This is a genomic window from Motilibacter deserti (assembly GCF_011250635.1).
Lineage (GTDB): Bacteria > Actinomycetota > Actinomycetes > Motilibacterales > Motilibacteraceae > Motilibacter_A > Motilibacter_A deserti.
In genome coordinates, this window is the sequence record NZ_JAANNP010000001.1 from 529,403 (window position 1) to 552,031 (window position 22,629).

The 22,629-nt window shown below is 71.3% G+C and carries 20 protein-coding genes; 12 read left to right on the forward strand and 8 right to left on the reverse strand.

Annotated elements, in window-relative coordinates; translation table 11 throughout:
* Window positions 1-76 precede the first annotated feature (76 nt).
* On the reverse strand, window positions 77-1,873 hold the full coding sequence (locus G9H71_RS02445) for an amidase family protein (RefSeq protein ID WP_166277239.1): 1,797 nt from the start codon (window positions 1,871-1,873) through the stop codon (window positions 77-79).
* A gap of 178 nt (window positions 1,874-2,051) precedes the next feature.
* Here G9H71_RS02445 and G9H71_RS02450 point away from each other — a divergent pair, with 178 nt between their 5' ends.
* Entirely contained in the window at window positions 2,052-3,479 is a 1,428-nt protein-coding gene (locus G9H71_RS02450) for a M1 family metallopeptidase (RefSeq protein WP_166277242.1), read from the forward strand.
* Between the two features lie 66 nt (window positions 3,480-3,545).
* Here G9H71_RS02450 and G9H71_RS02455 read toward each other — a convergent pair whose 3' ends face one another.
* Complete coding sequence (locus G9H71_RS02455) at window positions 3,546-5,324, reverse strand: ABC transporter ATP-binding protein (protein ID WP_166277245.1); 1,779 nt, start codon at window positions 5,322-5,324, stop codon at window positions 3,546-3,548.
* Between the two features lie 48 nt (window positions 5,325-5,372).
* On the opposite strand from G9H71_RS02455, the gene G9H71_RS02460 reads away from it, so the two are divergent.
* The gene (locus tag G9H71_RS02460; protein WP_166277248.1) at window positions 5,373-5,942 is read left to right on the forward strand and encodes a TetR/AcrR family transcriptional regulator; all 570 of its coding nucleotides are present in this window, start codon (window positions 5,373-5,375) and stop codon (window positions 5,940-5,942) included.
* Between the two features lie 67 nt (window positions 5,943-6,009).
* On the opposite strand, the gene G9H71_RS02465 is transcribed toward G9H71_RS02460, so the two are convergent.
* On the reverse strand, window positions 6,010-7,572 hold the full coding sequence (locus G9H71_RS02465) for an asparaginase (RefSeq protein WP_331272696.1): 1,563 nt from the start codon (window positions 7,570-7,572) through the stop codon (window positions 6,010-6,012).
* Window positions 7,573-7,848: 276 nt separating this feature from the next.
* Here G9H71_RS02465 and G9H71_RS02470 point away from each other — a divergent pair, with 276 nt between their 5' ends.
* From G9H71_RS02470 to G9H71_RS02480, 3 genes are all read left to right on the forward strand, one after another.
* Window positions 7,849-8,187: a YidH family protein gene (locus G9H71_RS02470; protein WP_166277255.1), complete on the forward strand. Its 339-nt coding sequence runs from the start codon at window positions 7,849-7,851 to the stop codon at window positions 8,185-8,187.
* Complete coding sequence (locus G9H71_RS02475; RefSeq protein ID WP_166277258.1) at window positions 8,187-8,513, forward strand: DUF202 domain-containing protein; 327 nt, start codon at window positions 8,187-8,189, stop codon at window positions 8,511-8,513. The genes G9H71_RS02470 and G9H71_RS02475 overlap by 1 nt, the downstream gene beginning before the upstream one ends.
* A gap of 180 nt (window positions 8,514-8,693) precedes the next feature.
* Window positions 8,694-9,551, forward strand: coding sequence for an NDNF family protein (locus G9H71_RS02480; RefSeq protein ID WP_166277261.1), 858 nt, complete (start codon window positions 8,694-8,696; stop codon window positions 9,549-9,551).
* Window positions 9,552-9,709: 158 nt separating this feature from the next.
* On the opposite strand, the gene G9H71_RS02485 is transcribed toward G9H71_RS02480, so the two are convergent.
* On the reverse strand, window positions 9,710-10,603 hold the full coding sequence (locus G9H71_RS02485) for a LysR family transcriptional regulator ArgP (RefSeq protein WP_166277264.1): 894 nt from the start codon (window positions 10,601-10,603) through the stop codon (window positions 9,710-9,712).
* Window positions 10,604-10,675: 72 nt separating this feature from the next.
* Between G9H71_RS02485 and G9H71_RS02490 the strand changes: the two genes are divergently transcribed.
* From G9H71_RS02490 to G9H71_RS02510, 5 genes are all read left to right on the forward strand, one after another.
* Window positions 10,676-11,296: a LysE/ArgO family amino acid transporter gene (locus G9H71_RS02490; protein WP_166277267.1), complete on the forward strand. Its 621-nt coding sequence runs from the start codon at window positions 10,676-10,678 to the stop codon at window positions 11,294-11,296.
* Window positions 11,297-11,483: 187 nt separating this feature from the next.
* A complete protein-coding gene (locus G9H71_RS02495; protein WP_166277270.1) occupies window positions 11,484-13,499 on the forward strand; it encodes an MBL fold metallo-hydrolase in 2,016 nt (671 codons plus the stop codon).
* Between the two features lie 133 nt (window positions 13,500-13,632).
* A complete protein-coding gene (locus G9H71_RS02500) occupies window positions 13,633-14,937 on the forward strand; it encodes an endonuclease/exonuclease/phosphatase family protein (RefSeq protein ID WP_166277273.1) in 1,305 nt (434 codons plus the stop codon).
* Window positions 14,938-15,269: 332 nt separating this feature from the next.
* Window positions 15,270-15,533 (forward strand): hypothetical protein, encoded by a 264-nt coding sequence (locus tag G9H71_RS02505; RefSeq protein ID WP_166277276.1) that lies wholly within the window; start codon window positions 15,270-15,272, stop codon window positions 15,531-15,533.
* 2 nt (window positions 15,534-15,535) lie between these two features.
* On the forward strand, window positions 15,536-17,206 hold the full coding sequence (locus tag G9H71_RS02510) for an amidase (protein ID WP_166277279.1): 1,671 nt from the start codon (window positions 15,536-15,538) through the stop codon (window positions 17,204-17,206).
* Between the two features lie 183 nt (window positions 17,207-17,389).
* On the opposite strand, the gene G9H71_RS02515 is transcribed toward G9H71_RS02510, so the two are convergent.
* Window positions 17,390-18,229, reverse strand: coding sequence for a helix-turn-helix transcriptional regulator (locus tag G9H71_RS02515; RefSeq protein WP_166277282.1), 840 nt, complete (start codon window positions 18,227-18,229; stop codon window positions 17,390-17,392).
* A gap of 208 nt (window positions 18,230-18,437) precedes the next feature.
* On the opposite strand from G9H71_RS02515, the gene G9H71_RS02520 reads away from it, so the two are divergent.
* Window positions 18,438-19,367, forward strand: coding sequence for an SDR family oxidoreductase (locus G9H71_RS02520; protein ID WP_166277285.1), 930 nt, complete (start codon window positions 18,438-18,440; stop codon window positions 19,365-19,367).
* Between the two features lie 603 nt (window positions 19,368-19,970).
* Here the strand turns inward: G9H71_RS02520 and G9H71_RS02525 are convergent.
* The 3 genes from G9H71_RS02525 to G9H71_RS02535 form a co-directional block, all read right to left on the reverse strand.
* Window positions 19,971-20,597 carry a hypothetical protein gene (locus G9H71_RS02525; protein WP_166277288.1) on the reverse strand — a complete coding sequence of 209 codons (627 nt, stop codon included), beginning with the start codon at window positions 20,595-20,597 and terminating at the stop codon, window positions 19,971-19,973.
* 158 nt (window positions 20,598-20,755) lie between these two features.
* A complete protein-coding gene (locus G9H71_RS02530) occupies window positions 20,756-21,817 on the reverse strand; it encodes a DUF3644 domain-containing protein (protein WP_166277291.1) in 1,062 nt (353 codons plus the stop codon).
* A 128-nt stretch (window positions 21,818-21,945) separates the two neighbouring features.
* Window positions 21,946-22,323 (reverse strand): hypothetical protein, encoded by a 378-nt coding sequence (locus G9H71_RS02535; protein ID WP_166277294.1) that lies wholly within the window; start codon window positions 22,321-22,323, stop codon window positions 21,946-21,948.
* 136 nt (window positions 22,324-22,459) lie between these two features.
* On the opposite strand from G9H71_RS02535, the gene G9H71_RS25415 reads away from it, so the two are divergent.
* A complete protein-coding gene (locus tag G9H71_RS25415; protein ID WP_456238367.1) occupies window positions 22,460-22,603 on the forward strand; it encodes an Lsr2 family DNA-binding protein in 144 nt (47 codons plus the stop codon).
* Window positions 22,604-22,629 lie beyond the last annotated feature (26 nt).

Genomic DNA, 22,629 nt, shown 5'->3' on the forward strand with positions numbered 1-22,629 from the left:
CTGACCGCACAACAGAAAGCGGCGTCCGGTGTCGTCTGACGACACCGGACGCCGCTTCTGTTGTTGCGGGCGCGTGCTACGACAGCGTCGAGACCGCCCGCAGCTGCGCGATCAGCGTCTCTGCGTCGTCGACGAGTACCGTGCGCACCGAGGGGGCGCCGACCCGGCGCTCCGCGTGCTCGACGAACTGGGTCAGCGCGCGTACGGCCTGCGCCGCGTCACCGTCGGCCATCGCGTCCTGCGCCAGGTCGAGCTTGTTGCGCAGGTTCGTCGCGACGCCGCTGCCCAGCGAGGTGCGGAGTCCGGCGACGGCCGCGTCGAGGTCGGCGACCGCCGGCAGCTGCGGGGTGAGGATGGTGTCGGTCGCGCGGGCGTGCGTGGCCTGCTCGTAGGCGTAGGCGTAGCCGAGCATCTGCGGCTCGGTGAACGCCTTGCCTAGGAAGGACAGCCCGACGGAGATGCCCGAGGCGTTCTTCCCCGCGGGCACCATGACCTCCGGATAGCCGGACAGGCTGGCGAGCGCGCTGCCGCTGCCCGTGGCGAAGACGAGGGCGTCGACCCCGTTCGCGTCGATCAGCGCGTCGATGCCGGCGCGCATGGCCGCGGGGCCCTCGGCCACCGCCTTGAGGTAGTCCGCGTCCTGCAGAGTGCCCCGCGTCGCCTCGCTGCGCAGCCGGTTCAGCACCGACGGCGCCATCCCGAAGCCGGGCTGCTCGCTAGCCGCGAGCACGTCGGCGTGCGACGTCACCGCGGCGTTCGGGCGACGGCTCTGGAGGTACTCCCCCAGCTGCGTCTTGAACTCGGTCTCGGAGATGAAGGTGTAGTACTGCCCCTGCAGGGACGACACGGACGAGGGGATCGTGATCCCGTCGACGACCGTGGCACCGAGCCCCTTCAGGGTCTCGAGCGCGGCGTTGATCGGGGCCGCGTTGGAGCCGGTGACGTACGACCGGACGACCCCGATGCGCTTGCCCTGCAGGGCGTCCGTCCTGAGGAACGTCGTGTAGTCGGCGGGGATCTTGCCGGCTGCCGCGGCGGTCCGCGGGTCCTCGAGGTCGACGCCGGCGATCGCGTTCAGCGTCAGGGCGCTGTCGGTGACGGTGCGGGTCATCGGCCCGGCGACGTCGAAGGTGAGCGAGAACGGCACCACGCCCGCGCCGCTGACCAGGCCCATGGTCGGCTTGACCCCGGCCAGCGACTCCGCGCTCACCGGGCCGCGGATCGAGCCCAGGGTGTCGCTGCCGACGCTGAGGACGGCGAAGTTGGCGGCGACGGCGGCCGCCGGGCCACCGCTCGAACCCGCCGGCGAGAGGCCGCGGCCGTACGGGTTGCGCGTCTGGCCGTTGGCCGAGCTGTAGCCGGCCATGCCGCCGTGCGCCCACTCGTCGAGGTTGCCCTTGCCGAGGACGAGCGCGCCGTCGGCCTTGAGGCCGGCCGTGATCGCCGCGTCCCGCTCCGGCACGGAGCCGAGAAGGGCCTTCGAGCCGGCGGTCGTCTGGATGCCGGCGGTGTCGATGTTGTCCTTGAGCACGACCGGGATGCAGTGCAGCGGCCCGACCTTGCCCTTGGCCTTCTTGTACTGCTTGTCGAGCGCCTTTGCCTGCTTCATCAGGCCGGGTGCCAGCGTGACGAGCGAGTTGATCGCCGGGCCGGCGTTCTCGTACGCGGCGATGCGCTGCTGGTAGGCCAGGACAAGGCCCTGGCAGGTGAGCGAGCCGTCCGCGAACGCAGCGTGGATGTCGGCGACCGTCGTCTCCTCGACCCGGAAGGGCGCGGGAGCGGCCTGGGCGATGCCCGGGACTGCGGCGACGAGAAGGAGCGGGGTGGCGACGGAGGCGAGCAGGGCGTGCGGAATTCGGCGGGATGGTCTCAACGGGTCTCCCGGGAGGTGCTTGGCGGAGCGAGGTCCCGGCGGACGGTAGGAAGCGTCGGTGTCGCACGTGTTACGCCTTCGTCACGGCTCTGCGAAAGCGGGGACGGACCGGGCATCCAGGGAGCGCCTGCCCCGGCAACAGGGGGACGTCGCGCCGTTCCCGGCTTAGGGTCTCGGCATGAAGCGACGCTACTACTCCACACTCGCTGTGGCCGGTGCCGCGGTGATGTTCGGCACCACCCCGGCCCTCACGTCCGAGTACAGCCCGGGCTCGACGACCGGCCCCGACGCCTACTTCGAGCAGGCGGGCAACGGCGGCTACGACGCTCAGCACTACGACCTCAAGCTGAAGTACGACACCGCCACCAAGCTGCTGACCGCGACGGCGGACATCACCGTCAAGACGACGCAGGCGCTGGAGTCGCTCAGCCTCGACCTGCGCGATCTCTCGGTCTCGGCGGTCCGGGTCAACGGAATGCCTGCGAAGTTCGTCAAGACGCCTCCGATCACGACCCACGGCTACCGGGAAGGTGGCGAGCTGATCGTCACGCTGCCCTCGCCCGTGCGCCGCCACAAGACGATCGAGCTGAGCATCGACTACGGCGGCACGATGGGTCAGCCGCGGGACAACACCAACACGCGCTACGGGTTCGTCGCCTTCGCCGACGGCGCCTTCGTGGCGAACGAGGCCGAGGGCGCAGCGACCTGGTACCCGGTGAACGACGTCATCGCGGACAAGGCGACGTACGACTTCGAGATCACGGTCCCCGAGGGCAAGACCGCCGTCGCGAACGGGCTGCTCGAGTCCCAGTCCACCGCGAACGGCTGGACCACCTTCACGTGGGTGGCGAAGGACCCGATGACGGCGTACCTCACCACGGCCTCGATCGGCGACTACGACCTCACGACGCAGACCGGGCCGGACGGTCTGCCGATCATCAACGCCGTGGACCGCAAGCTCACGGCGGCCGCGCGCAACACGACGAACGCGAGCCTCGCCCGGCAGCCGGAGATCATCGAGTTCCTCAGCTCGAAGTTCGGCCCCTACCCACTCGAGGCAGCCGGCGCGATCGTCGACAACGACTCCGTCGGCTACGCGTTGGAGACCCAGACCCGCCCGATCTACTCGGGCTCCGCGGGCCTCGGCACCGTCGTCCACGAGCTCGCTCACCAGTGGTACGGCAACAGCGTCTCCCCGACCAACTGGTCCGACATCTGGCTGAACGAGGGCTTCGCCGTCTACGCGACCTGGATGTGGACCGAGCACACCGGCGGCCGCAGCACCCAGGCCTCCTTCGACGCCGCCTACGCCGCTGGGCCGACCAGCGCTCGCTGGGCCGTCCCGGTGGCGGCGCCCGGCGCGACCGAGATCTTCGGTGATGCGGTCTACCAGAAGGGGGCGATGACCCTGCAGGCCCTCCGGGTCAAGATCGGCGAGAAGGACTTCTGGCAGCTCATGCGCCGCTGGCACCAGCAGAACCGCTACGAGGACGCCACCACGGCGAGCTTCATCGCGATGGCCGAGAAGCTGTCCAAGCAGAATCTCGACAACTTCTTCGACGTGTGGCTCTACACCGCCGGCAAGCCCGCCGCCGGCTCCTGGTAGTCCCTGAACCGCAGATCCTGCGACGCCCGGCCGGGAGCCTCCCGGCCGGGCGTCGCCGTCCTCGGGTCAGACCGCGACGGGCGCCATCCTCAGCGCCTCGACGAAGCCGCGGTAGAGCTCGTCCTCGACCAACAGCTGCGCATGCGTGCCCCGCGCCCGGACCCGCCCCCGTTCGAGCACGACGATCTCGTCCGCGTCGACCACCGTCGAGAGCCGGTGTGCGATGGTCACCACAGCACCTCGCTCGGCCGCGAGCCGGATGCCGCGGGCGATCGCGGCTTCGGTGAGCGGGTCGACCTGCGCGGTCGCCTCGTCCAGCAGCAGCACGTCGGGGAGGCGCAGCAGGGCACGGGCCACGGCGACCCGCTGCCGCTCCCCGCCCGACAGCGACGTCGGGCTCACGAGCGTGTCCAGGCCGTGCTCGAGCGCCGCGACCGTCCCGTCCAGCTGCACCGCGCGCAGCGCCGCGTCGATCTCGGCCTCGGTCGCGTCCGGCGCCGACAGCAGCAGGTTGTCGCGCACGGTCCCGGGCACGAGCGGTGCGTCCTGCTCCACGTACGCGAACCGCGACCGCACCTCCCCCACCGAGAGGCTGCGATAGGGCCGGCCGTCGAGCATCACCTCGCCACCGGACGGCTCGAGGAAGCGCATGAGCAGCGAGATGAGCGTCGTCTTGCCGGCCCCGGACGGGCCGACGACAGCGAGGTGGCCGCGCCGTGGGACGACGAGGTCGATGCCCGAGAGGACCTCGCCGCCCTCGTCGTAGCGTGCGTGCAGGCCGCGCAGCTCGAGCACCGGCCCGTTCCTCGGGCGATCCCACGAAGCTGAGGTTGCGAACCGGCGTTCGGGCTTCTGCTCCAGCTCCATCGCGTCGGCCTCGCGGATCCGCTCGGCGGCAGCGAGCCCGGACTGCAGGGCGGTGACGTTCTGCGAGAGCTCGGTGATGGGCCCCATCAGCTGGAAGGCGTAGAGCAGGAACGCGATGAGGCTGGACACCGCGAGCGCTCCGTTCGACACGCGCGCCGCGCCCACGGCCAGGATCACGATGACGGCCAGCTGCACGCCGGACCAGCTGATCGACCAGGCGAACGCCGAAGCCCGGACCGAACGGAGGCTGTGCCGGGCCGACTCCTGCGCCAGGCCGACGATGCGCTCGGCCTGACGGTCCTCGGCGCGGCTCGCCTTGACCGTGCGCAGGGCCCGGACGGCGCCCTCGAGCTCGGCTCCCAGCCGGCCGAGCGCCTCCTGCGAGGCCTGCTCGGCGCGCGCGATCGTGGGCATGAGGAGCGCGAACAGCACCACGACGACGACGACGGTCGCGAGCGTGACGCCGAGCAGCACCAGGTCGAGCACGGCCATGAGCACGAACGTCCCCACGAGGCCGACGACGGCGTTGATCAGCCCGACCACCGCGGACGAAGCCGCCTCGCGCAGCAGCACGGTGTCGGAGGTCACGCGCGTGACGAGCTCGCCGGGCGCGTGCCGCGTGACGTCGCGGACCGTCGCACCGAGGAAGCGACGGACCAGCGACGTACGCGCCGCCAGCACGACCCGCTCGGCCACGGTCCCGAGCAGGATCCACTGGGCCAGGGCGATCGAGGTGCCCGCGACCAGCAGCGCCAGCAGCCCGAGGACCGGCCCGGTGAGCCCGGCCCGGGAGTCGATCGAGTCGAGCACCCCCTTGGTGACCATCGGCGTGGCCAGTGCCGTCGACGTCGAGAGCAGGCCGAGGCCGAGGCCGATCGCGAGCGCGCGGCGGTGCGGGCGTACGACGTCGCGGAGCACGAGGAGCCGGGGGAAGCGCGGGAGGAGGGGCACCGCCCCAGTGGAACACTTGTGTTCCATTCTGAGCAAGCATGGTTCCGGCGTGGAACAGCCTCGTACGATGCGGCCGTGACGTCGTCCCCGCCCGCCTCCGGCGCTCGCAGCCGCACCCGGCAGGCGATCCTGGACGCGGCGATCCGCGTCCTCGGGCGCCGGCCCAACGCGTCGCTCTCGGAGGTCGCGACCGCGGCGCAGGTCGGCCGGACGACGCTGCACCGCTACTTCGCGAGCCGGCAGGAGCTGCTCGACGCCGTCTCCGCCGAAGCCCTCGCGGCGGTCGGGTCGGCGTTCGGGCGGGCCGGCCTGACGGAGGGCAACGGCCGGGACACGCTGCTTCGCGCCCTGAGGGAGCTGCTCGACCTGCGCGACGTGCTGACGCTGGTGTTCACCGGGATCTTCCTGGACCGCCCGGAGTGGCAGGAAGGCACGGAGCCGTCCGGGGAGCTCGTCGAGGTCGTGCGCCGCGGGCACGTGGACGGCAGCATCTCCCCTGAGCTGAGTGCGCTGTGGGTCGAGAACCTCCTGTGGTGTCTGCTCTACGCCGCAGACAGCTACGCGACCGTCAGCGGCGGCTCCCGGCACGACGCGCTCGCGATGGCCGTCCGCTCACTCGACGGAGCCCTGCGCCCCGCTCGATGACTGCACGACGGCGCAGGCCCCGCCCCCTCGGTCCGAGGGGACGGGGCCTGCGCCTGTGCGGGAACGGTCAGCCGGTGACGGTCTTGGCCGCCGGTGAGGCCGCCGAGATCTCGTTCTTCAGCGACGTCGCGAGGTCGACGAGGGCCGTGCGGGCGGCCTCGTCGTCCACGCGCTGCTTGGCCCGGTCGATGAAGTTCTGCAGGTACGTCCCGGCACCCGCGAAGTCCGCCGACTCGTACGCCGACTTGGCGCGAGCGAGCCGGTCCGTCAGCAGCTCGGTCGTCGAGCCGTTGATCGTGCCGGCGGTCGACAGCTCGGCGATCCGGGTCGCCAGGTCGGCGAAGCCCGTCTCGATCGCCGACGGCGGCGTGACCTTCCACTCGGCCTGGCCGATGGTGTCCATCCAGCCGCGGATCTTGGCCGCGTCACCCGGCGCGAACGTGAGGCCGAGCAGCAGGAAGAGCCGCGCCTTCTGGGCGAGCAGGTCGTCGCCGGCGATGATGTTGCCGCTGCCGCCGGTCACCGAGCCGGAGCCGACGCGCGAGGTGCTGATGAAGACGACCCCCGCGTTGGCCGCCGCCGAGCGCGCGGCGCTCTGCGCGGAGGAGATCCCACCGGCGCCGGTGCCCGCCGTGACGATGCCCTTGACCCCGGCGTTCGCGAAAGCCGTGATCGCCTCGCCGCCCGCCTGCTGGTAGTTGTAGACGATCTCGACGCGCGGCAGGGCCGAAGCCGGCTTCGTGGAAAGGTTGAACGGCGTCAGCCACTCCGAAGGCGTGTCGCACTTGGCCACACGCGCGGGGGCGCGGCCCACCTTGATGTAGTCCCCGTCGATCCAGCCGAGGCTGCCCATGCGGCGCGTCTCGAAGGTGTCCATGCGCGTGGTGTTGCCCTTGGTGACGTCACGCGCGGCGTGGAACTCGTCGTTCAGCATCAGGACGGTGCCGAAGCAGTACGTCGTCTGGCTCGCGGCGAGAGTGATGGCGTTGTAGAGGTTCGCCGGGCCGTCGGCACCGATGACCTGCGGGCCGTCGATGGTGCCCGCCGCCCACGGGCGCATCGCGCCGGTGAGGACGACCGGCTTGCGGCTCTGCACCGTGAGGTCGAGCCAGTAGGCGAACTCCTCCATCGTGTCTGTGCCGGTCGTGACCACGACGCCGTCGGCCGTCTTGAGCGCGTTCTCGACCGCGAGCGTGAGCGCGTGGAACTGCGCGATCGTGTAGCCGCCGGAGCCGGCGTTGCCGAACTGCACGGTCGAGACGTCCGCGACGTTGCCGATCTCCGGCTGCAGCTGCTGGACCATGCTGGCGATCGGGATGCGGCCCGCGGAGTAGTTCGTGAAGCTGCTGCGCGACTGCGCGACGCCGGCGATCGTGCCGCCGGTGCCGATGACCGCGACCTTCGGCTTGGCCGCAGCGGCGGCGGCGACCGCCGTGTTGTAGGCGACGCTCTCGACCTGGACCGCCGAGCTGACGCCCGAGACGCTGGAGAAGGACTCCTGCACGACGGGCGTGGCGCCGCCGTTCAGGGTGCCGACGAGGACAGCGGCGAGACCGGCGGAGACGAGCGGAACAGCGGTGGCACGGGCGCGACGCGCCCAGGGGTTGGCGAACAGAGAGGGGGACGACACACGAACCTCCGGGATCGGATTGAGGTTGCGCGCAGCTTCGTCGGGCGACATTGCCGGTCGATTGCCTACTGTTTCGGCTTCGTATCGTTCTGCCGCTCCGGGCCCCGCTTCTGTGTCCGGCGCGAGAAGCCCTGCCTGGGGCAACCACTGGCAACCGGGCTCTGTCGGGCGTACCCCTCGCAAACCGACACCGCACGATGCCCGCCGGCACTCCCCGGTTCGCCGGTCGCACCCCGCTCGGAACAGCGCCGCGCCGGGGCGGCAAGCTGGGGCGCGATGGACGAGCAGGAGCCGGACTACCGCTTCACCCTGGCCAACGAGCGCACCCTGCTGGCGTGGATGCGCACCGCGTTGGCCCTGCTGGCGGCGGGCGTCGGCGCCGTGGAGTTCCTCCCGCAGCCCGACGCCGGCTGGCTGCGCACCGCCGCCGGCGTCGCCCTCGGGCTGCTCAGCGTGGTGGCCTCGGTCGGAGGCGTGCTGCGCTGGCACGCCGTCCAGCGAGCGATGCGGCGCGGCCAGCCGCTGCCGGTCTTCCGGCTCGCGTGGGTCTTCGCCGCCGCGCTCGCCGCGGTCGGCCTGGCGGTCAGCGCCATGCTGCTGCTCACCGACGCCTGATGCCGCCGCGCGACGCACCGACGGGCGCGCAGCTCGAGCGGACCGCGCTCGCCTGGGCGCGGACGTCGCTGGCCCTGCAGGGCAACGGCGCCATCCTGCTGCTGCGCCACCCGCCCTCCCTCGACCAGCCGCTGCACACCGTGCTGCCGGCGTACGCGCTGCTCCTCTCGCTCGTCGCGGCGGTCGTGGGGCGGCGGCGGAGCGGGCGACTGCTGCGCGAGCGACCCGAGTCGCTGAGCTCGGGGCGCGCCGAGGCGCTCGTCGTGGGCATCGGCGTCGCCGTGCTCGCCGTCCTGACCACGGCCAGCCTGCTCCTCGACGGCTGACTCACTACTCAGGGGCGCGCGGCCTACCCAGGCCAGGCCCGGGGCTACTCAAGCCCGCCTCCTCGCCTACTCACCCGCGCTCCCGGCCGTATCGACCGCGGCGCGGGGCTCTCGTTAACCCCCGGAAGGGCGGACAGCCCGCCCGAACGAACGAGAACCCCCGACCCGAAAGGCACTCCGATGCGCTCCCTCCGCAACCGCCTCGCCCGCACCGCCTTCGCGACCCTGGCCCTCGGCGCCGCCGGCGCCGCCACCCTGACGACGACCGCTGCGCCGGCCTCCGCCGACGTCAACTGCGCCGCCGACTGCATTCTCAACGACATCAACCCCCACTCGATCCGCGGCGTCGAGATCGCCACCTCCGCGCAGACCACGGTCCCCACGACGGTCACGGTCAAGATCTCCAAGAACCTCTGGGACCTCGACGCCCAGCCGATCGCCTACACGAGCGGCGCGGGGGCCGGCAAGAAGACCAACCACTACCTGCCGATCAGCGGCTTGACCCCCGGCACGAACTACTTCTTCCGCGTCTTCGCCACGGACGCCGCGGGCAACGTGCGCAAGGAGCTCGGCTTCGTCCACACCGCCGACCGTGAGGTCACGATCAACATCAACAAGATCACCGTGATCGACGACAGCGACTCCAGCGGCGCCGGCGAGTTCGCCGTCGACCTGCGGGTCGGCGAGCAGGTCGCGGTCAACTTCCACGACGACATCTCGATCTCGTCCGGCGAGAGCATCAACCCCAACTGGACCCGGACCGAGATGGGCGGCTCCGTGCCGGCCATGGTCGAGCTGACCGACGACGACGACGACTGCTGGGTCGTGTGCCTCGACACCTCCGGCACGCTGCCCAGCTGGGGCCAGGGCTCGAACTCCGACGCGGACTGGGCGACGGCGAAGTACTACTCGAACGCCTACGCCGGGGAGCCGGAGTTCAGCAACAAGGTCGTCGAGTTCTCCACCCCCGCCAACGCCCCGGTGAAGTTCAAGGTCCTGGCCGCGGTGAAGGTCAAGTACTACGGCTACAAGGGCTGACACCCGGCGCGCGACGCGATGCGACCGTCGTCGACCGCGCGCCCGAACCCCCGCAACGTGATGATCACGGGCTTTGGCACGCGACACGCCGGTGTCGCCGCGCCGAAGCCCGTGATCGTCGTCGTGCGAGGCGCTCACGACCGCCGGGCGGGCGGTGGTCACCTGCGCCGCGCGGGAGGCCGGGCGAGGCTGGCCGCGGCCGCCTCCGTCACTGCGGCTGCGAGCCGGTCCAGGGCCGGCGAGGCGAGCCGCCACTGCTGCCAGTGCAGCGTCACGTCCACGGCGCCGCGCGGGTCGAGGTCCACCAGCGGCTCCGCGAGCCCGGCGGCCTGCAGCTCGGGGACCATCCCCCACCCCAGGCCGAGGCGCACGGCATGCACGAAGTCGGCGGAGGCGGGGACGTAGTGCATGGGCGGACGGGCACGCCCCCGCGTCCGCCGTCGCAGATAGGCGTGCTGCAGGTCGTCCCGCCGGTCGAAGACCACGACCGGAGCAGACCCCAGCGCTGTGGCGGTCACTCCTTCAGGGAACCAACGTTCAGCAAACCTCGGTGCAGCCATCGGCCGGTACCTCATGCTCCCCAGCCTTCGCACCGTGCAGCCGGGGACGGCTTCGGCCTCGCTCGTGACCGCGGCCACCACCGTCCCGTCCCGCAGCAGCCGGCTCGTGTGGGCCTGGTCCTCGCGGAACACGTCGAAGGTGATCCCCTCGTCCGCGAGCGGTGCGAGCGCCGGCAGCACCCACGTCGCCAGCGAGTCCGCGTTGACCGCGACGGGGACCGTGCCGCGGGCCGGGATGCCGGCGAGCTCCGCGGCGGCGTCGGACACGAGCAGGTCGACCTGGCGCGCCAGCCGGAGCAAGGCCTGCCCGGCGGGAGTGACCTGGACCGGGCGGCTGCGCACCAGAAGGACGCTCCCCGCGGCCCGCTCGAGCGCCTTGAGCCGCTGGCTGATCGCCGACGGCGTGACGTGCAGCGCACGGGCGGCGCCCTCGAAGGACCCTTCCGCGGCGACCGCGCTCAGCGCCCGCAGCTGGCCGAGGTCGGGCTCCACGTAAGCAACTCTAATCGAGCTGCAGAATTCCTCGTTCGACTTCATCTGTGCCCCGACCGTAGCGTCGTCCAGGTGGCCCTCTCCCCCGAACTGCTCGCCGCCGCCTCCGGGCTCGGCCTCGGCCTGTCGCTGATCGTCGCGATCGGCGCGCAGAACGCCTTCGTCCTCCGGCAGGGCCTGCAGGGCAGCCACATCACGGTCGTCATCGCGCTCTGCGTGCTGTCCGACGCGGTCCTCATCGGGCTCGGCGTCGGCGGCGCGGGAGCGGCGCTGTCCCGCGCCCCGCAGTTGATGGACGCCGTGCGCCTCGCGGGCGCGGCCTTCCTCCTCGGGTACGCGGTGCTCGCCGCCCGGCGCGCACTGCGCCCGGGGAGCCTGCGGGCGCACGAGCAAGGGGCGAGCACGCCGCTGCTCGCGACCGTGACGACGTGCCTGGCCCTCACCTGGCTCAACCCGCACGTCTACCTCGACACCGTGCTCCTGCTGGGCACGATCGCGAACACCCACCCCGGCCGGCAGTGGGCGTTCGCAGCCGGCGCGATCGTGGCCAGCACCGCCTGGTTCGTCGCGCTGGGGCTCGGCGCCCGGGCACTGCGCCCGGTGTTCGCCAAGCCGGTCGCCTGGCGCACACTCGACGGCGCGATCGCGGCCGTCATGGCGGCGCTCGGCGCATCCCTCGCCCTCAGCGCCTGATTTTGGCCAGATCCAGCCGAACCACACCGCTCTTGACCCTTTCGCCGCCCACTGCTCTACTCCTGCGTGTCGGGGCTTCCTTCTGGTCGCAACGAGGCGGCACGGAGCCGGCGGCGCTGCCGCGCTTCGGGCCCTGCCCTGCCGCGACGGGAGGGCCCGCACCACCGCGGACCACGAGGAGCAACCAATGGCGGTTGACGTTCCCGGGCCGGCCGGCTCGACGGCCTCCCACCACTCGAGCCCCGGCGGCGCATGCTGCGGCTCGGGCCACCCGTCGGGTCAGCTGAGCCGGCGTGCGGTGCTCGCCGTCGCGGCCGCGCTCGCCGCCGCCCCGCTGGGCGCGCGGGCCGCCGACGCCGCGTCCGTCCGGCCCCGGCGCATCACCCGGACCGGCCCCGTCCGCTACGACGACGTGGTGCCGGGCTTCCCCCGGGTCGCCGTCACCGCCAGCGGGACCCCGGCGGGCAGCGGGTTCGAGGGCCCGAACCCCTGGGGGTCCTACACGGCGTACCTCGTCTCGGTCAGCACGCTCGGCCACCGCACCTGGCGCATCGAGAACATGCTCGTGTCACCGACCTTCACGCAGGGGTCGACGATGTGGCTGTTCGAGGGCTCGTCGAAGGCCCTGCTGGTGGACACCGCGCAGAACACCCCGGACGTCGTCGGAGTCAACGACCTCAAGACCGTCGTGCGTCACCTGCTGAGCCACGACGACGACGGCACCCCACGCGCGGACCCGGTCGACTTCGACGTGGCCATCACGCACAACCACGGCGACCACACCGGCAAGAACTACTTGATGAGCGACCGCACGGTCTACTTCCCCGAGGGCGACTGGCCGGCCAACGCCCCGGCGTACTACGTGCCGACCAAGGAGGGCGGCGGCGTCTCGCCGCGCGGGAACGGGCGCGCGGTCGGCACGTTCGACCTCGGCGGCCGCACGATCCTCGCCGTCGACCTGCACGGGCACACCCCCGGCTCGACCGGGTATCTCGACCCGGACAACCTGATGCTGGCGACCGGTGACGCGCTCGGCTCGGCGTACGTCTGGATGCACTTCGCGTCGGGGACGACCGAGCCCTTCCGCAGGATGGTGCGCGGGCTGCGCAACTTCCTGCGGCGCTTCCCCGGGATCGCACTGCTGCCGGCGCACTTCTACCAGGTCGCCCAGGCGCCGCGGAACCTTCCGCCGGTCAACGGGCGGCCGCTGGACGCGGAGTACGTCAGCGACATGTTCGAGGCGGCGAGCGGGCTGCTCGACGGCTCGATCGCCGCGGAGCCCTACCGGACGGTCGGCCGGGAGGTCGGCTGGATCGGGTACGCCTCGGCGCGCATGACGTTCACGTTCGCCAACCTCTACCCGGGCGGGCCGGCCGGAGGGCAGGCGCCCGACGACGACTACCACGTCATGGCGATCCCCGGAACCTACGGCGTCCCGGCGACACCGTCCGGCCCGTACGCCGCGATCGACAACATCAAGACCGGCCTGCTCCTCATCCGAGACTCGGCGAACGAGTCGATGTACCTCGTCCGCGGCTCCGAGCGGGCGCTGCTCATCGGCTCGGGCCGCGGCACCCCGGGCATCATGCACTTCGCCCGCCGCTGGTCGCGTGGTCTCGACCTCGAGCTGGTCGTGACGAGCGACGACCCCGGGCAGATCGGCGGCCTCGCGCAGTTCCGGCACAACCATGTCCACCTCCCCCGGGGTGCGTCGATCTCCACGGCAGGGCTGAAGTCCTATTCCTACGTCGGGCAGGGCGACTCGATCCCGCTCGGCACCGACTCCGCCGGGCGTTCGGTCGCGCTGGAGGTGCACGCGCTGCCCGGGCACTCGCCCACCGGCATCACGCTGCTCGACCCGGTCTCACGGGTGCTGTTCTCCGGCGACGCCCTGGGCGAGCAGGGCCCCGGCGGGCTGGTCCTCAACTCCTCGCTGCAGAGCTTCGCCGACGCCCTGGCCGCGTGGCGCGCGCGCACCGACGGGCGCTACGGCGTCGTCTACACCGCACACAACTACCAGTGGCTCACCAGCCCGGCCTACGTCGACTCGGTCCAGGCGGCGGTGCTGGACGGCATCGCGCGCGGGCCGGCGGCGTACGTCCCGGGGCGGCCCGGCTACAACACCCTCCGCTCACCCGGCGCCGCAGACGTCGTGGCCTACGTGCTGCTGCCGACCGGGGGCGGGGCGCGCACCCGGCGCTGACGCTGTTGCGCGGTGGGGACGGCGTGCTGCTCGTACGCCGCCCCCACCGCGTCCCGCGGCGCACAGCCGGTGTCGACGGAGCGTTCATGCGGCGTTCGACTGCGCGTCAGGCTCCGCCCCTAGCTTGCGCCGCATGCGAACCCGTCTCCTTGCCCTGGTGGGGCTGCTGCTGGCCCTCGTGCTCGCCGCGCCCCAGTCCGCGGCCTCCGCGGCCGGCACGTCCCGCGCGGACGCCGCGACCCCCACCGTCACCCCGTACTCCCTGCTGCAGATGAACCTCTGCCTGTCGGGCCTCGCCGGCTGCTTCGGCCGCACGCAGTACCCGAAGGTCGTCGACGAGGCGATCGCGAAGGTCGCCGCGACGCAGCCCGACGTCGTGACCCTCAACGAGGCGTGCAGCGGTGACGTCGAGCGCATCGCGCGCGAGACCGGCATGGACTTCCGCTTCTCGACCGTGATCTACAACCGCGCCGAGCTGCCCTGCCGCAACCCCGGTGAGCGCGGCGTGTTCGGCAACGGCGTCCTCACCAAGCGCGCCATCACCGCCGTCGAGGACCGCGCCTTCACCGCACAGCTCGGCGCCGAGGAGCGCCGCTACATCTGTGTGACGACCGAGGACGGCGTCCGCGTCTGCGCCACGCACCTGGCCGTGGGCGGGAACGCCGCCAACGCGGCCAACAACGCCGCGCAGTGCGCGGAGCTGAGCGCCGTGCTCGCGGCCGGCGCCCCCGCGAGCCCCCTCGGCCTCGCGCCCACGATCCTGTCCGGCGACGTGAACCGCCAGGGGTCGTGCGCCTCCCCCGGCTACTGGACCGAGCGCGACTCCGCCGCGACCCAGCAGGTCGGGATCCAGCATGCGTACGGGACGGCCGCCCGGCTGCTGCTGCCGGCCGCGTCGGTGATCCCGATGGTCTACACCGATCACGACGCGCTCCTCGTGCGCGCGGTGTTCGCGCCGTCGCTGGCGGCGGGCATTGCGTACGTCTCCTCGGTCGCCGACGAGCTTGCTGCCTCGGGCGACGTGCAGCCGAGCGCGGCGCGCAACATCGCCGACCTCGTCGAGGCCGCGGCCGTCTCGGCCGACGCCGCCGACTACGCCGGGACGCTGACCGCCCTGACCCGGCTGGACGCCTACGTCACCGCTGCCCGTACGGCGAAGGTCAGCGCGGACGCGAAGTCCTCGCTGCTGGCGCTGCTCGGCAGCTGGCTCGGCGCGCCGACGGGCGTGCGGGCGTTCACCGTCCAGCTCGCCGCGCAGGCCGACGCCGGCGCGGTCAAGGCCAGCACCGCCCGGCAGCTGCGCGTGCTCGCCGCGGGCGGGGCGTACGGCGAGCTGCGCACCGCTGTCGCGTCCGCGAAGCCGACGAAGGTGAGCGCCGCAGCGAAGCAGGCGCTGCTGCCCCTGGTCGGCGCGCTGGTGCTCGCGCCGAAGGCCTGACGCCCGTCACCAGGCACGGCCGCCGTCCCCCGTGGGGGACGGCGGCCGTCGTGCTTCCGCGGACAATGCGTCGTACGAAGCGAGCTTCCGCCTCGCGTGGCGTCCGCATCGCCCCTTCGACGATGTCGGCCCGCTCCCGTCCGGCCATGCGGGAAGCACCGCCCGCGCGTGGGCCCGGGGGCACTGCCGACGAGAACACCCGGGCACAGCCGCGCGATGCGACACTGCCGCTCCTTCGCCGTCCCCGCCCGTTAACGCCGGGAGCACGCTGCCCGCAACATGCGTCTGATGTGGTCCGAGCGCCCCGACCGCTCCAGCCTCAGCGAGGACGCATGCCTGAGCCCGTGACACCCCCGCCGCCGACCGACGCCGAGCTCGACACGTACATCCGGACCCGCTACGCCCTGCTGGGCATCGACATCTCCGTGCTTCCCGCGAGCGACCCTGCCGCGGTCATGGACCAGCAGCGCCTGCTCAGCAACGCCCGCGGGATCCTGCGCACCGAGGTCGCCATCGCGAACGCAGAGATCGACTCCCAGTTCCACCCGCCCGCGCTCTACCCCTCCGCGCTCAGCGCCTGGACGCGGGAGGACTAGCGATGACCGACACCTACCCCGTGATCGCTTCCGAGGCTGCGCCCGTCGACGAGCAGCCGCAGGACGCCACCATCTCCCGCCGTCAGGTCCTCAACCGGTTCGCCTGGCTCTCGGCCGCCGCGACGGGCGGCGTCGCGCTCGTCGGCCCCGCCGTGACCAGCGCCGCCGCGGCCGCGGCTCCGCGGCCCCCGATCGTCGACCGGGTACGCCCCGAGGCGCTCGCCGACCCCACCGAGCTGACCATCGCCGAGGCGGTGACGCTGATCCTGCAGGGCCGGCTCCGGCCCGTCGCCCTCGCCGCGGCGTACCTCGACCGGATCGAGGAGTTCGACGGCGTCTACCAGGCGTACGCGGCCCGGCCCTCGCGCGCCGACGTGCTCGCCGCCGCAGCGGCCGTCCGCATCGACAGCCGCAACCTGCTGACCGGTGTGGGCCTGGCGCCGAAGGACAACTACTACACCAAGGGGCTCCTCACCGAGGCCGGGTCCCTCGTCTTCGAGGGGTTCGTGCCCGAGTACGACGCGACCGCGGTGGCCCGCATGAAGCAGCAGGGCGGCGTTGTGCTGGGCAAGGCCCAGATGGGCAACCTGGCCGGCGGCCGGGCCACCGTCCCCGGGACCCTGATCCCCACCACCCGCAACGCGTGGACGCCCGACGACGTGAGGTACAGCCCCAGCGGCTCCTCGTCCGGGACCGCGACGGCGGTGGCCGCCCGGCTGGCGACGAGCGGCATCGGGACCCAGACCGGCGGCTCGATCACCGGTCCCGGCCAGGCCCAGGGGCTGACCGCCCTGAAGCCGACCTTCGGCCGGGTCTCGCTGCACGGCGTGGTCCCGCTGACCTTCGTCCGCGACCACCCCGGGCCACTGGCGCGCGACGCCATGGACGCCGCGATCATGCTGCAGGCGCTCGCCGGCCCGGACCCGAACGACCCGCGCAGCCAGGGGCTGCCCGAGCCGCCGGACTACATCCGCGCGGCGACGCCGCAAGGCAGCAAGCGTCCGCGGATGCGCTTCGCCTCGCGCATCGGGGTCTGGCCGGGCTACCTCACCTCCGGCGCGGCCGATGTCCGCGCCCGTCGCGGGGCGATGGCGCGGGTGCTCGAGGACGTCGGCGGCCGCATGGTCGGCGAGCTCGCGCTGCCCGACGACTGGTCGGTGCTGTCCGGGGTGCTGAACGGCTCGACCGGCGACCCGACGGCGCCGTTCGTCGAGCACCTGCGCCGGGACGTGCGGCTGTTCGCGGACCGGCTCCCGCGCTTCCTCAACGGGATGCTGCAGAGCGCCGACAGCTACCTCAAGGTGCAGCAGGGGCGGCTCCTGCTGCTGCAGCGCTTCCTCGACCAGGTCTTCGACAAGTGCGACCTGGTCCTGGGAGCGCCGAGCGACGCGTTCGACGGCACCGGCATGCCGCTGCTGACCTTCCCGATCGGCCTGGTCACGGAGACGACCACGGGGCTGCAGGTGCCGACCGGCGGCATCCTCGGCGCCCGGCCGTACGGCGAGGAGCGGCTGCTGTCGGCCGTGTCGGCGTACCAAGCGGTGACGGGCTTCCACCTGCAGCGGCCGCCGGACCCGCGGACCGGCGTCGCTCGTGTCGCACGGGCGGCCGTGGGCCCTCGCGCCGTCACGACCATCGCACCGGTCGGGCTGGAGGCCATCGCGCAGCAGTAGGCGTCCCTCGGCGGTCGGCGCCGGTGGCCGTCAGGGCAGCCACCGGGGCCGGCCGCTCAGGGCTCCCGTCCGACGCAACGTCGAGCCCCGCGCTCGACAAGGGCGCTCGGCCCTCGCAACTGGATGCAGCTCAGTCCCCTGATCTTCACGTTGGGTCTTGCCCCGACGACGGCCTGCCCGCGTTTAGGACATCGCCTGCGCTCCGATGACCGAGAGCAGTTGCAGCTTGTCGTAGCTCTCGGTGCCCGGGACCGCGGTGTAGACGAGCAGGTAGTGCGACTGGTCCGGGTCGAGCAGCGTTTGGCACTCCAGGTCCAGCGCGCCGACCTCGGGGTGGACGTACCGCTTGACCCCGTCCGGGCGCACGCCGACCTCGTGCGCGCCCCACACCTCCCGGAACTCCTCGCTCTGCGCGAGCAGGAGGTCGACGTAGTGGGCCGCACGTGACCCCGCGCCGCGCAGCGTGGCGATCTCACGCAGGCCGGCGGCGAACACGCGCGAGTAGAACGCGTGGCACTCGGGTGCGTAGAGCTGCCGGGTGGCCGGGTCGGTGAACCACCGGTAGCCCAGGCTGCGCGCGGGCCCGGTGTGGCGCGTGGTGTCGCCGGTCAGCGCGACCCCCAGCGGGGTCTGCCGCAGGGTCTCCCCGAGCTCGGTCACGATCTCGGCGGGAGTGTCCTGCAGGCGGTCGAGGATGCGCAGCAGGCCGGGCCCGACGTAGTCGCTCAGGGCGCCGCGCGCGGGCGGGTTGTGCCCCGCCAGTCGGAACAGGTGGTCGCGCTCGTCGAGCGACAGATGCAGCCCCTGCGCGATCGACGCCACCATCTGCTCGGACGGGTGGGGCCCGCGCTCCCGCTCCAGCCGCGCGTAGTAGTCGATCGACATGTGGCACAGCATCGCGACCTCCTCGCGGCGCAGGCCGTTCGTCCGTCGGCGCTGTCCGCGCGGCAGCCCGACGTCCTCGGGCTGCAACGCCTCCCGCCGTCGCCGGAGGAACGCCGCCAAGCCGGGTCGATCGATCACGGTGCCTCTCCTGCCTCGTCACGGGTGGCCTCTGTCTACCGCCCGTGGCCCGGCGCAGCCACGGCCCGCCGATCCCCCTCTACGCAGGCCCCGCCACCCGTCGCGCGGCTCGCGCGCCACGGCGCGGCCATCAGCGGATCACCAGGCCCTGCCTGGCGGGCGCGGGCCAGGCCACCGTGGTGCCACACCACGACCGCAGGAGGAGCGCATGCCCCACACCCCGACCGCCCCCGTCCCCGACCTGTCCGGCCGGCGAGCCGTGCTCACCGGCGGCAGCGACGGACTGGGCCTCGCCCTCGCCGGCAAGCTGGCTGCGGCGGGGGCGGAGGTCGTCCTGCCCGTGCGCAACGTGACGAAGGGCGAGGCGGCGATCGCCGCGATCCGCCGGCGCACCCCCGGCGCGGACGTCTCCCTGCGCGCCCTCGACCTGTCGTCCCTCGACTCCGTCGCCGCCCTGGGGAGGACGCTGCTCGCGGAGGACCGCCCGATCTCCGTCCTCGTCAACAACGCGGGCGTCATGACGCCGCCCGAGCGGCAGACGACCGCCGACGGGTTCGAGCTCCAGTTCGGCACCAACCTCGGCCACGTCGCGCTCGTGACCCATCTGCTGCCACTGCTGCGAGCTGGCCGTGCCCGCGTCACCTCGCAGCTCAGCATCGCCGCGAGCCGCCACGGCATCAGGTGGGACGACCTCAACTGGGAGCGCGGCTACCACGGGATGCGGGCCTACAGCCAGTCGAAGATCGCGCTCGGGCTCTTCGGCCTCGAGCTCGCACGGCGCAGCGAGGACGCGGGCTGGGGCATCACCAGCAACCTGTGCCACCCGGGGGTCGCGCCCACGAGCCTGCTGGCGGCGCGCCCGGAGGTCGGGCGCGCCGAGGACACGCGGGACGTACGGCTCATCCGCGCGCTGTCCGCGCGGGGCTTCCTCGTCGGCACCGTCGAGTCCGCGCACCTGCCCGCCCTCCACGCCGCGACCTCGTCGAGTGCCCGGTCCGGCGGCTTCTACGGGCCCAAGGGCCTCGGGCACCTCAGCGGGCCGCCGGCGGAGCAGAGGCTCTACCGCACGCTGCGCAACGACGACGACGCGCGGCGGATGTGGGACCTGTCCGCGGACCTGGTGGGCGCCACGAGGTGAGCAGCCGTGACAAGGCAGCCACGTCGGCCGAAACCACGGAGAAAAAACGAGGACGTGCAGTCTGCACGTCCTCGTCGTTCGGTGGTCCTGTTGGAGCTCTTCTCCAACCCAAGTTCACGCTACAAGCGAATTACTCGCTGCGTCGGCTCGACTCCGATCGGGTGACCCACGGGTGTGTAGGAAGGTTCACCACCACTCCCCGGCACGTTCCGCCGTGCGGGTCGCCGACCGACTGACGCCTGGGCAGGTCGCTCGGCTGATCGCCGACTACCACGCTGGCAAGCTTGGCATGGAACTGGCTGAGGAGTACGGGATCAGCTTGAGCAGCGTCAAGCGGCTGCTGCGTCGGCACCGGGCTCGGCTGAAGGATCGGCCGGCGGGAGCTTGATCTCCCCTCAGCCATCTGCCCCCGGCCAGAAGGACGGTCGCCCGGGCGATGAGTTTGGCGTTGGGCTCAGGCTGGACCGCGCCGTGGACGTCGTGTTGGGGGCCAGGCACACCGCGAGACGACGTTCGCCCACATCATGAGCCGGCACGGCGTGACCGAGCCGCTTCAGGAGCGACCACGCCAGCAACCTGCACGACGGTAGCCCCCGCGCACGATTACCAGCGTTTGGTGATACGCCTCCTGACTCGTTGAAACCGCGACTCGCGGACCACCGCAAGGGGGCGGTACTTTCTCAGTCTCAGCTCCCTTGACTTTAGATCGCTCTGCCAGTATCGCCCAGCGCCATCGTAGAACAAGAGGCTCAATGAGTAGAACATAGGCGGGAAGGGCAACTCGATTCGAATCTCCCGCTCCTCGCCGGGCTTTACGATCTCCGTGACACGATCTCCCAAGTCATTTGTCTCCGCGTCACTTAGGACCATGTGAAGCTTTTCGATTGTGACGCCAGCCTCTTTCAGCAGGAAAGGCTTGAACTGTCGTCTCAGTTCACGTAACGTGCGGGGCCGCCCCTCTACCTCGGGATTGATGATTGGCGCGTTTGACATATTTTGTAGGCGCAGCACGATAAGGGTGACATCCTCAGGCATGGACTCATCCCAAACGTCTTCCCACCAGTATGCTACCTGCCTTGCCTGCTCTTGCTCGGCGTTTCTCCGGTCTCGCAAGAGAATGTAGAACCCAAGCAGCAGAGATGCGCCCGTAAGCACACTTCCTACCCAGGCTGGGACAGTTCCCCAATCCACGTTGCCCCCTCTGCCGAGTTCGGGCGTGCGAACGAACACTGTTCCACGCTTTGTTTGAAAGTTGACATTGAACCGCGTGCCCAGGCGTTGCAATACAGGGCTGGGTCGCATGTTCGGCCGGGCGGGTACAGCAACCGGGGAGTATCTCTGTTCAGGCCCGGTTATGGTCCTCCTACTTTGGACTTAGTTGAGGGGGATCATCCATTCGCACTTTTTAGCTGCGCTTCTCTTCCAACCTCGTCTCGGTATTGCTCCTTTGTGCTGACCGCTGCCACTATTCGATCAACGAGCTCCGGCCGGTAAACGAATTGCGAGAACGCGGGTGAGTACACGCAATAACCGTCGGACTTGGGCAGCTGATCCTTGGATCCGGCCTTGACCGGTCCGATTTGCCACTTCTTTCGAAGCCGGGTGAAGTCGTTGACGCCGAACTTGAACGGGATTTGAGCTTCAACTGCCGCCGCGACGGCCTTCGGCAGCACTTCATTGCCATGCACGGCTTCCCGGAACTTCTCGGCAATGATGACGCTGCCTTGTTGTCCCAGCAGCTCTTGGAGCTCCTTCTCACTGAGGTCGTCTTGACGCACGAAGTTCAGTGCCATATCCGCTTCGGTCTTCGGACCCTTCATGGGAAGTAGGAGAAGCCGGTAGGCGAATCGCTCGTCACTCCGCACATCATCGGGGACACTGGTCCGGAAATCGGTAATAAACGACGAAACCGCTGCGGGCAACCCCCGGCGAAGGTCGAGCTGCTCCTGGTACCGCACCGGGCTGAGCGACTGAACGAAGACAGGGAATTTAAGCTCGTTTCCCAGGCTCTCATCTGCGCCGAACCGGCGAAGCAACTCCGCCTCGAAGTTAATGATGCAGGCGTGTGCTTCGGCAGCCGTAACTACCAACACCGAGTCCTGGAAACGGTGCTCCACGTGATTCCGGAGACCGACGAAGAATTCTATGTTGGCACGGACCGGATCATTGTCCTTGAACTCATGCTTCAAGCATTGCATCAAGTCCCACGTCTTCTTGGATCCGTCGGGATTCCGCTTGAATAGGCGACGTCCACCAGTCTCGCGATAGAAGATCTCCGCCTTCCGGCGCATTCGGTCGGCGTGTAGGAGATTCTGCCACGCGAGATGCATATGCACGATGAAGTCGCTGAAGCTGCGGCGGTCCCCCGGTCTGTTGTAGAAATCGATCGCGACAAGCGCTTGTCGCCGAGCCTCGTCGAGTGTGTGGCGCCAGGCCGGTGGTCGTGCCATGATTCCTCCGGCCCTCTTCTCCATGTCGCGTCCCGAAAGTGCTAGCCTAGTCAAGGGGGCCGAGCGAGGCCGCCCCCAGCCTTGCGATTCTGGGCGGCTCGCCCATGCGGCCACGGCTGACCGTGTCCTCAATTGTCAAGCAGCGGCAGCGCCAGCAAGGCTGTGGCGCAAGGCCACGGCCGCCCGTCCTCGGCGCAGATCGGAGCTCCGCCAGGGAACGGCTCGGCCGGCCGGTGCACCGTCCGCAGGGCCTCCAGCAGCCCCCGCAGCGCAGGTGGCTTCAGGTGCGGCAGCGCGGCCTGCAGCGCCGCACGCGCCAGATAGTGAGCGTTCTCCGGCGGCACCCGCTCGGGCAGCAGGAGGGCCAACGCCTCGACCGCTTCACCCGGCAGCGCGTTGGCAGTCGCGGTAGGGGGGACGGGCGGCACAGGGGGCGCGCCGTCCGAGTGCGAAGGCGCGAGCCCGACATCTAGGCCGACCTCCTGGAACAGGATGGGCCGCAGCACCGCAGTGCGTTCCGACCTCAGCGGGGGACATACCGACGAGCTACGCACGCTGCTGTAAGGCTACTCGCAGCACGCCCGCGAGGTTGGCGGAGGCAGGAGCCGGCGGACCGGGCGTCGACCCGCTGCGCCGCCTACGGTGCAGCGTTCGGAAGCCGCGACGAGCGCGGAGAACGTCGATCCCAAGGCCGTCCGTCGATGGGCTCAGGAGCAGGGCTACGAGGTGAGCGCCCGGGGGCGGGTCAGCAAGGCCCGGTCGAGGGAGTATCTGGCGCAGGTGTAGGAGTCATTGGTCACGGAGGTACGGGA

Excerpts from the sequence above, each read along its gene's own strand:
- G9H71_RS02480 (WP_166277261.1), top strand. The coding sequence starts at position 8,694 with ATGCGCTCCCTCCGCAACCGCCTCGCCCGCACCGCCTTCGCGACCCTG.
- G9H71_RS02470 (WP_166277255.1), top strand. The coding sequence starts at position 7,849 with ATGGACGAGCAGGAGCCGGACTACCGCTTCACCCTGGCCAACGAGCGC.
- G9H71_RS02455 (WP_166277245.1), bottom strand. The coding sequence starts at position 5,324 with ATGGAACACAAGTGTTCCACTGGGGCGGTGCCCCTCCTCCCGCGCTTC.
- G9H71_RS02500 (WP_166277273.1), top strand. The coding sequence starts at position 13,633 with ATGCGAACCCGTCTCCTTGCCCTGGTGGGGCTGCTGCTGGCCCTCGTG.
- G9H71_RS02450 (WP_166277242.1), top strand. The coding sequence starts at position 2,052 with ATGAAGCGACGCTACTACTCCACACTCGCTGTGGCCGGTGCCGCGGTG.
- G9H71_RS02510 (WP_166277279.1), top strand. The coding sequence starts at position 15,536 with ATGACCGACACCTACCCCGTGATCGCTTCCGAGGCTGCGCCCGTCGAC.
- G9H71_RS02495 (WP_166277270.1), top strand. The coding sequence starts at position 11,484 with ATGGCGGTTGACGTTCCCGGGCCGGCCGGCTCGACGGCCTCCCACCAC.
- G9H71_RS02505 (WP_166277276.1), top strand. The coding sequence starts at position 15,270 with ATGCCTGAGCCCGTGACACCCCCGCCGCCGACCGACGCCGAGCTCGAC.
- G9H71_RS02475 (WP_166277258.1), top strand. The coding sequence starts at position 8,187 with ATGCCGCCGCGCGACGCACCGACGGGCGCGCAGCTCGAGCGGACCGCG.
- G9H71_RS02520 (WP_166277285.1), top strand. The coding sequence starts at position 18,438 with ATGCCCCACACCCCGACCGCCCCCGTCCCCGACCTGTCCGGCCGGCGA.
- G9H71_RS02530 (WP_166277291.1), bottom strand. The coding sequence starts at position 21,817 with ATGGCACGACCACCGGCCTGGCGCCACACACTCGACGAGGCTCGGCGA.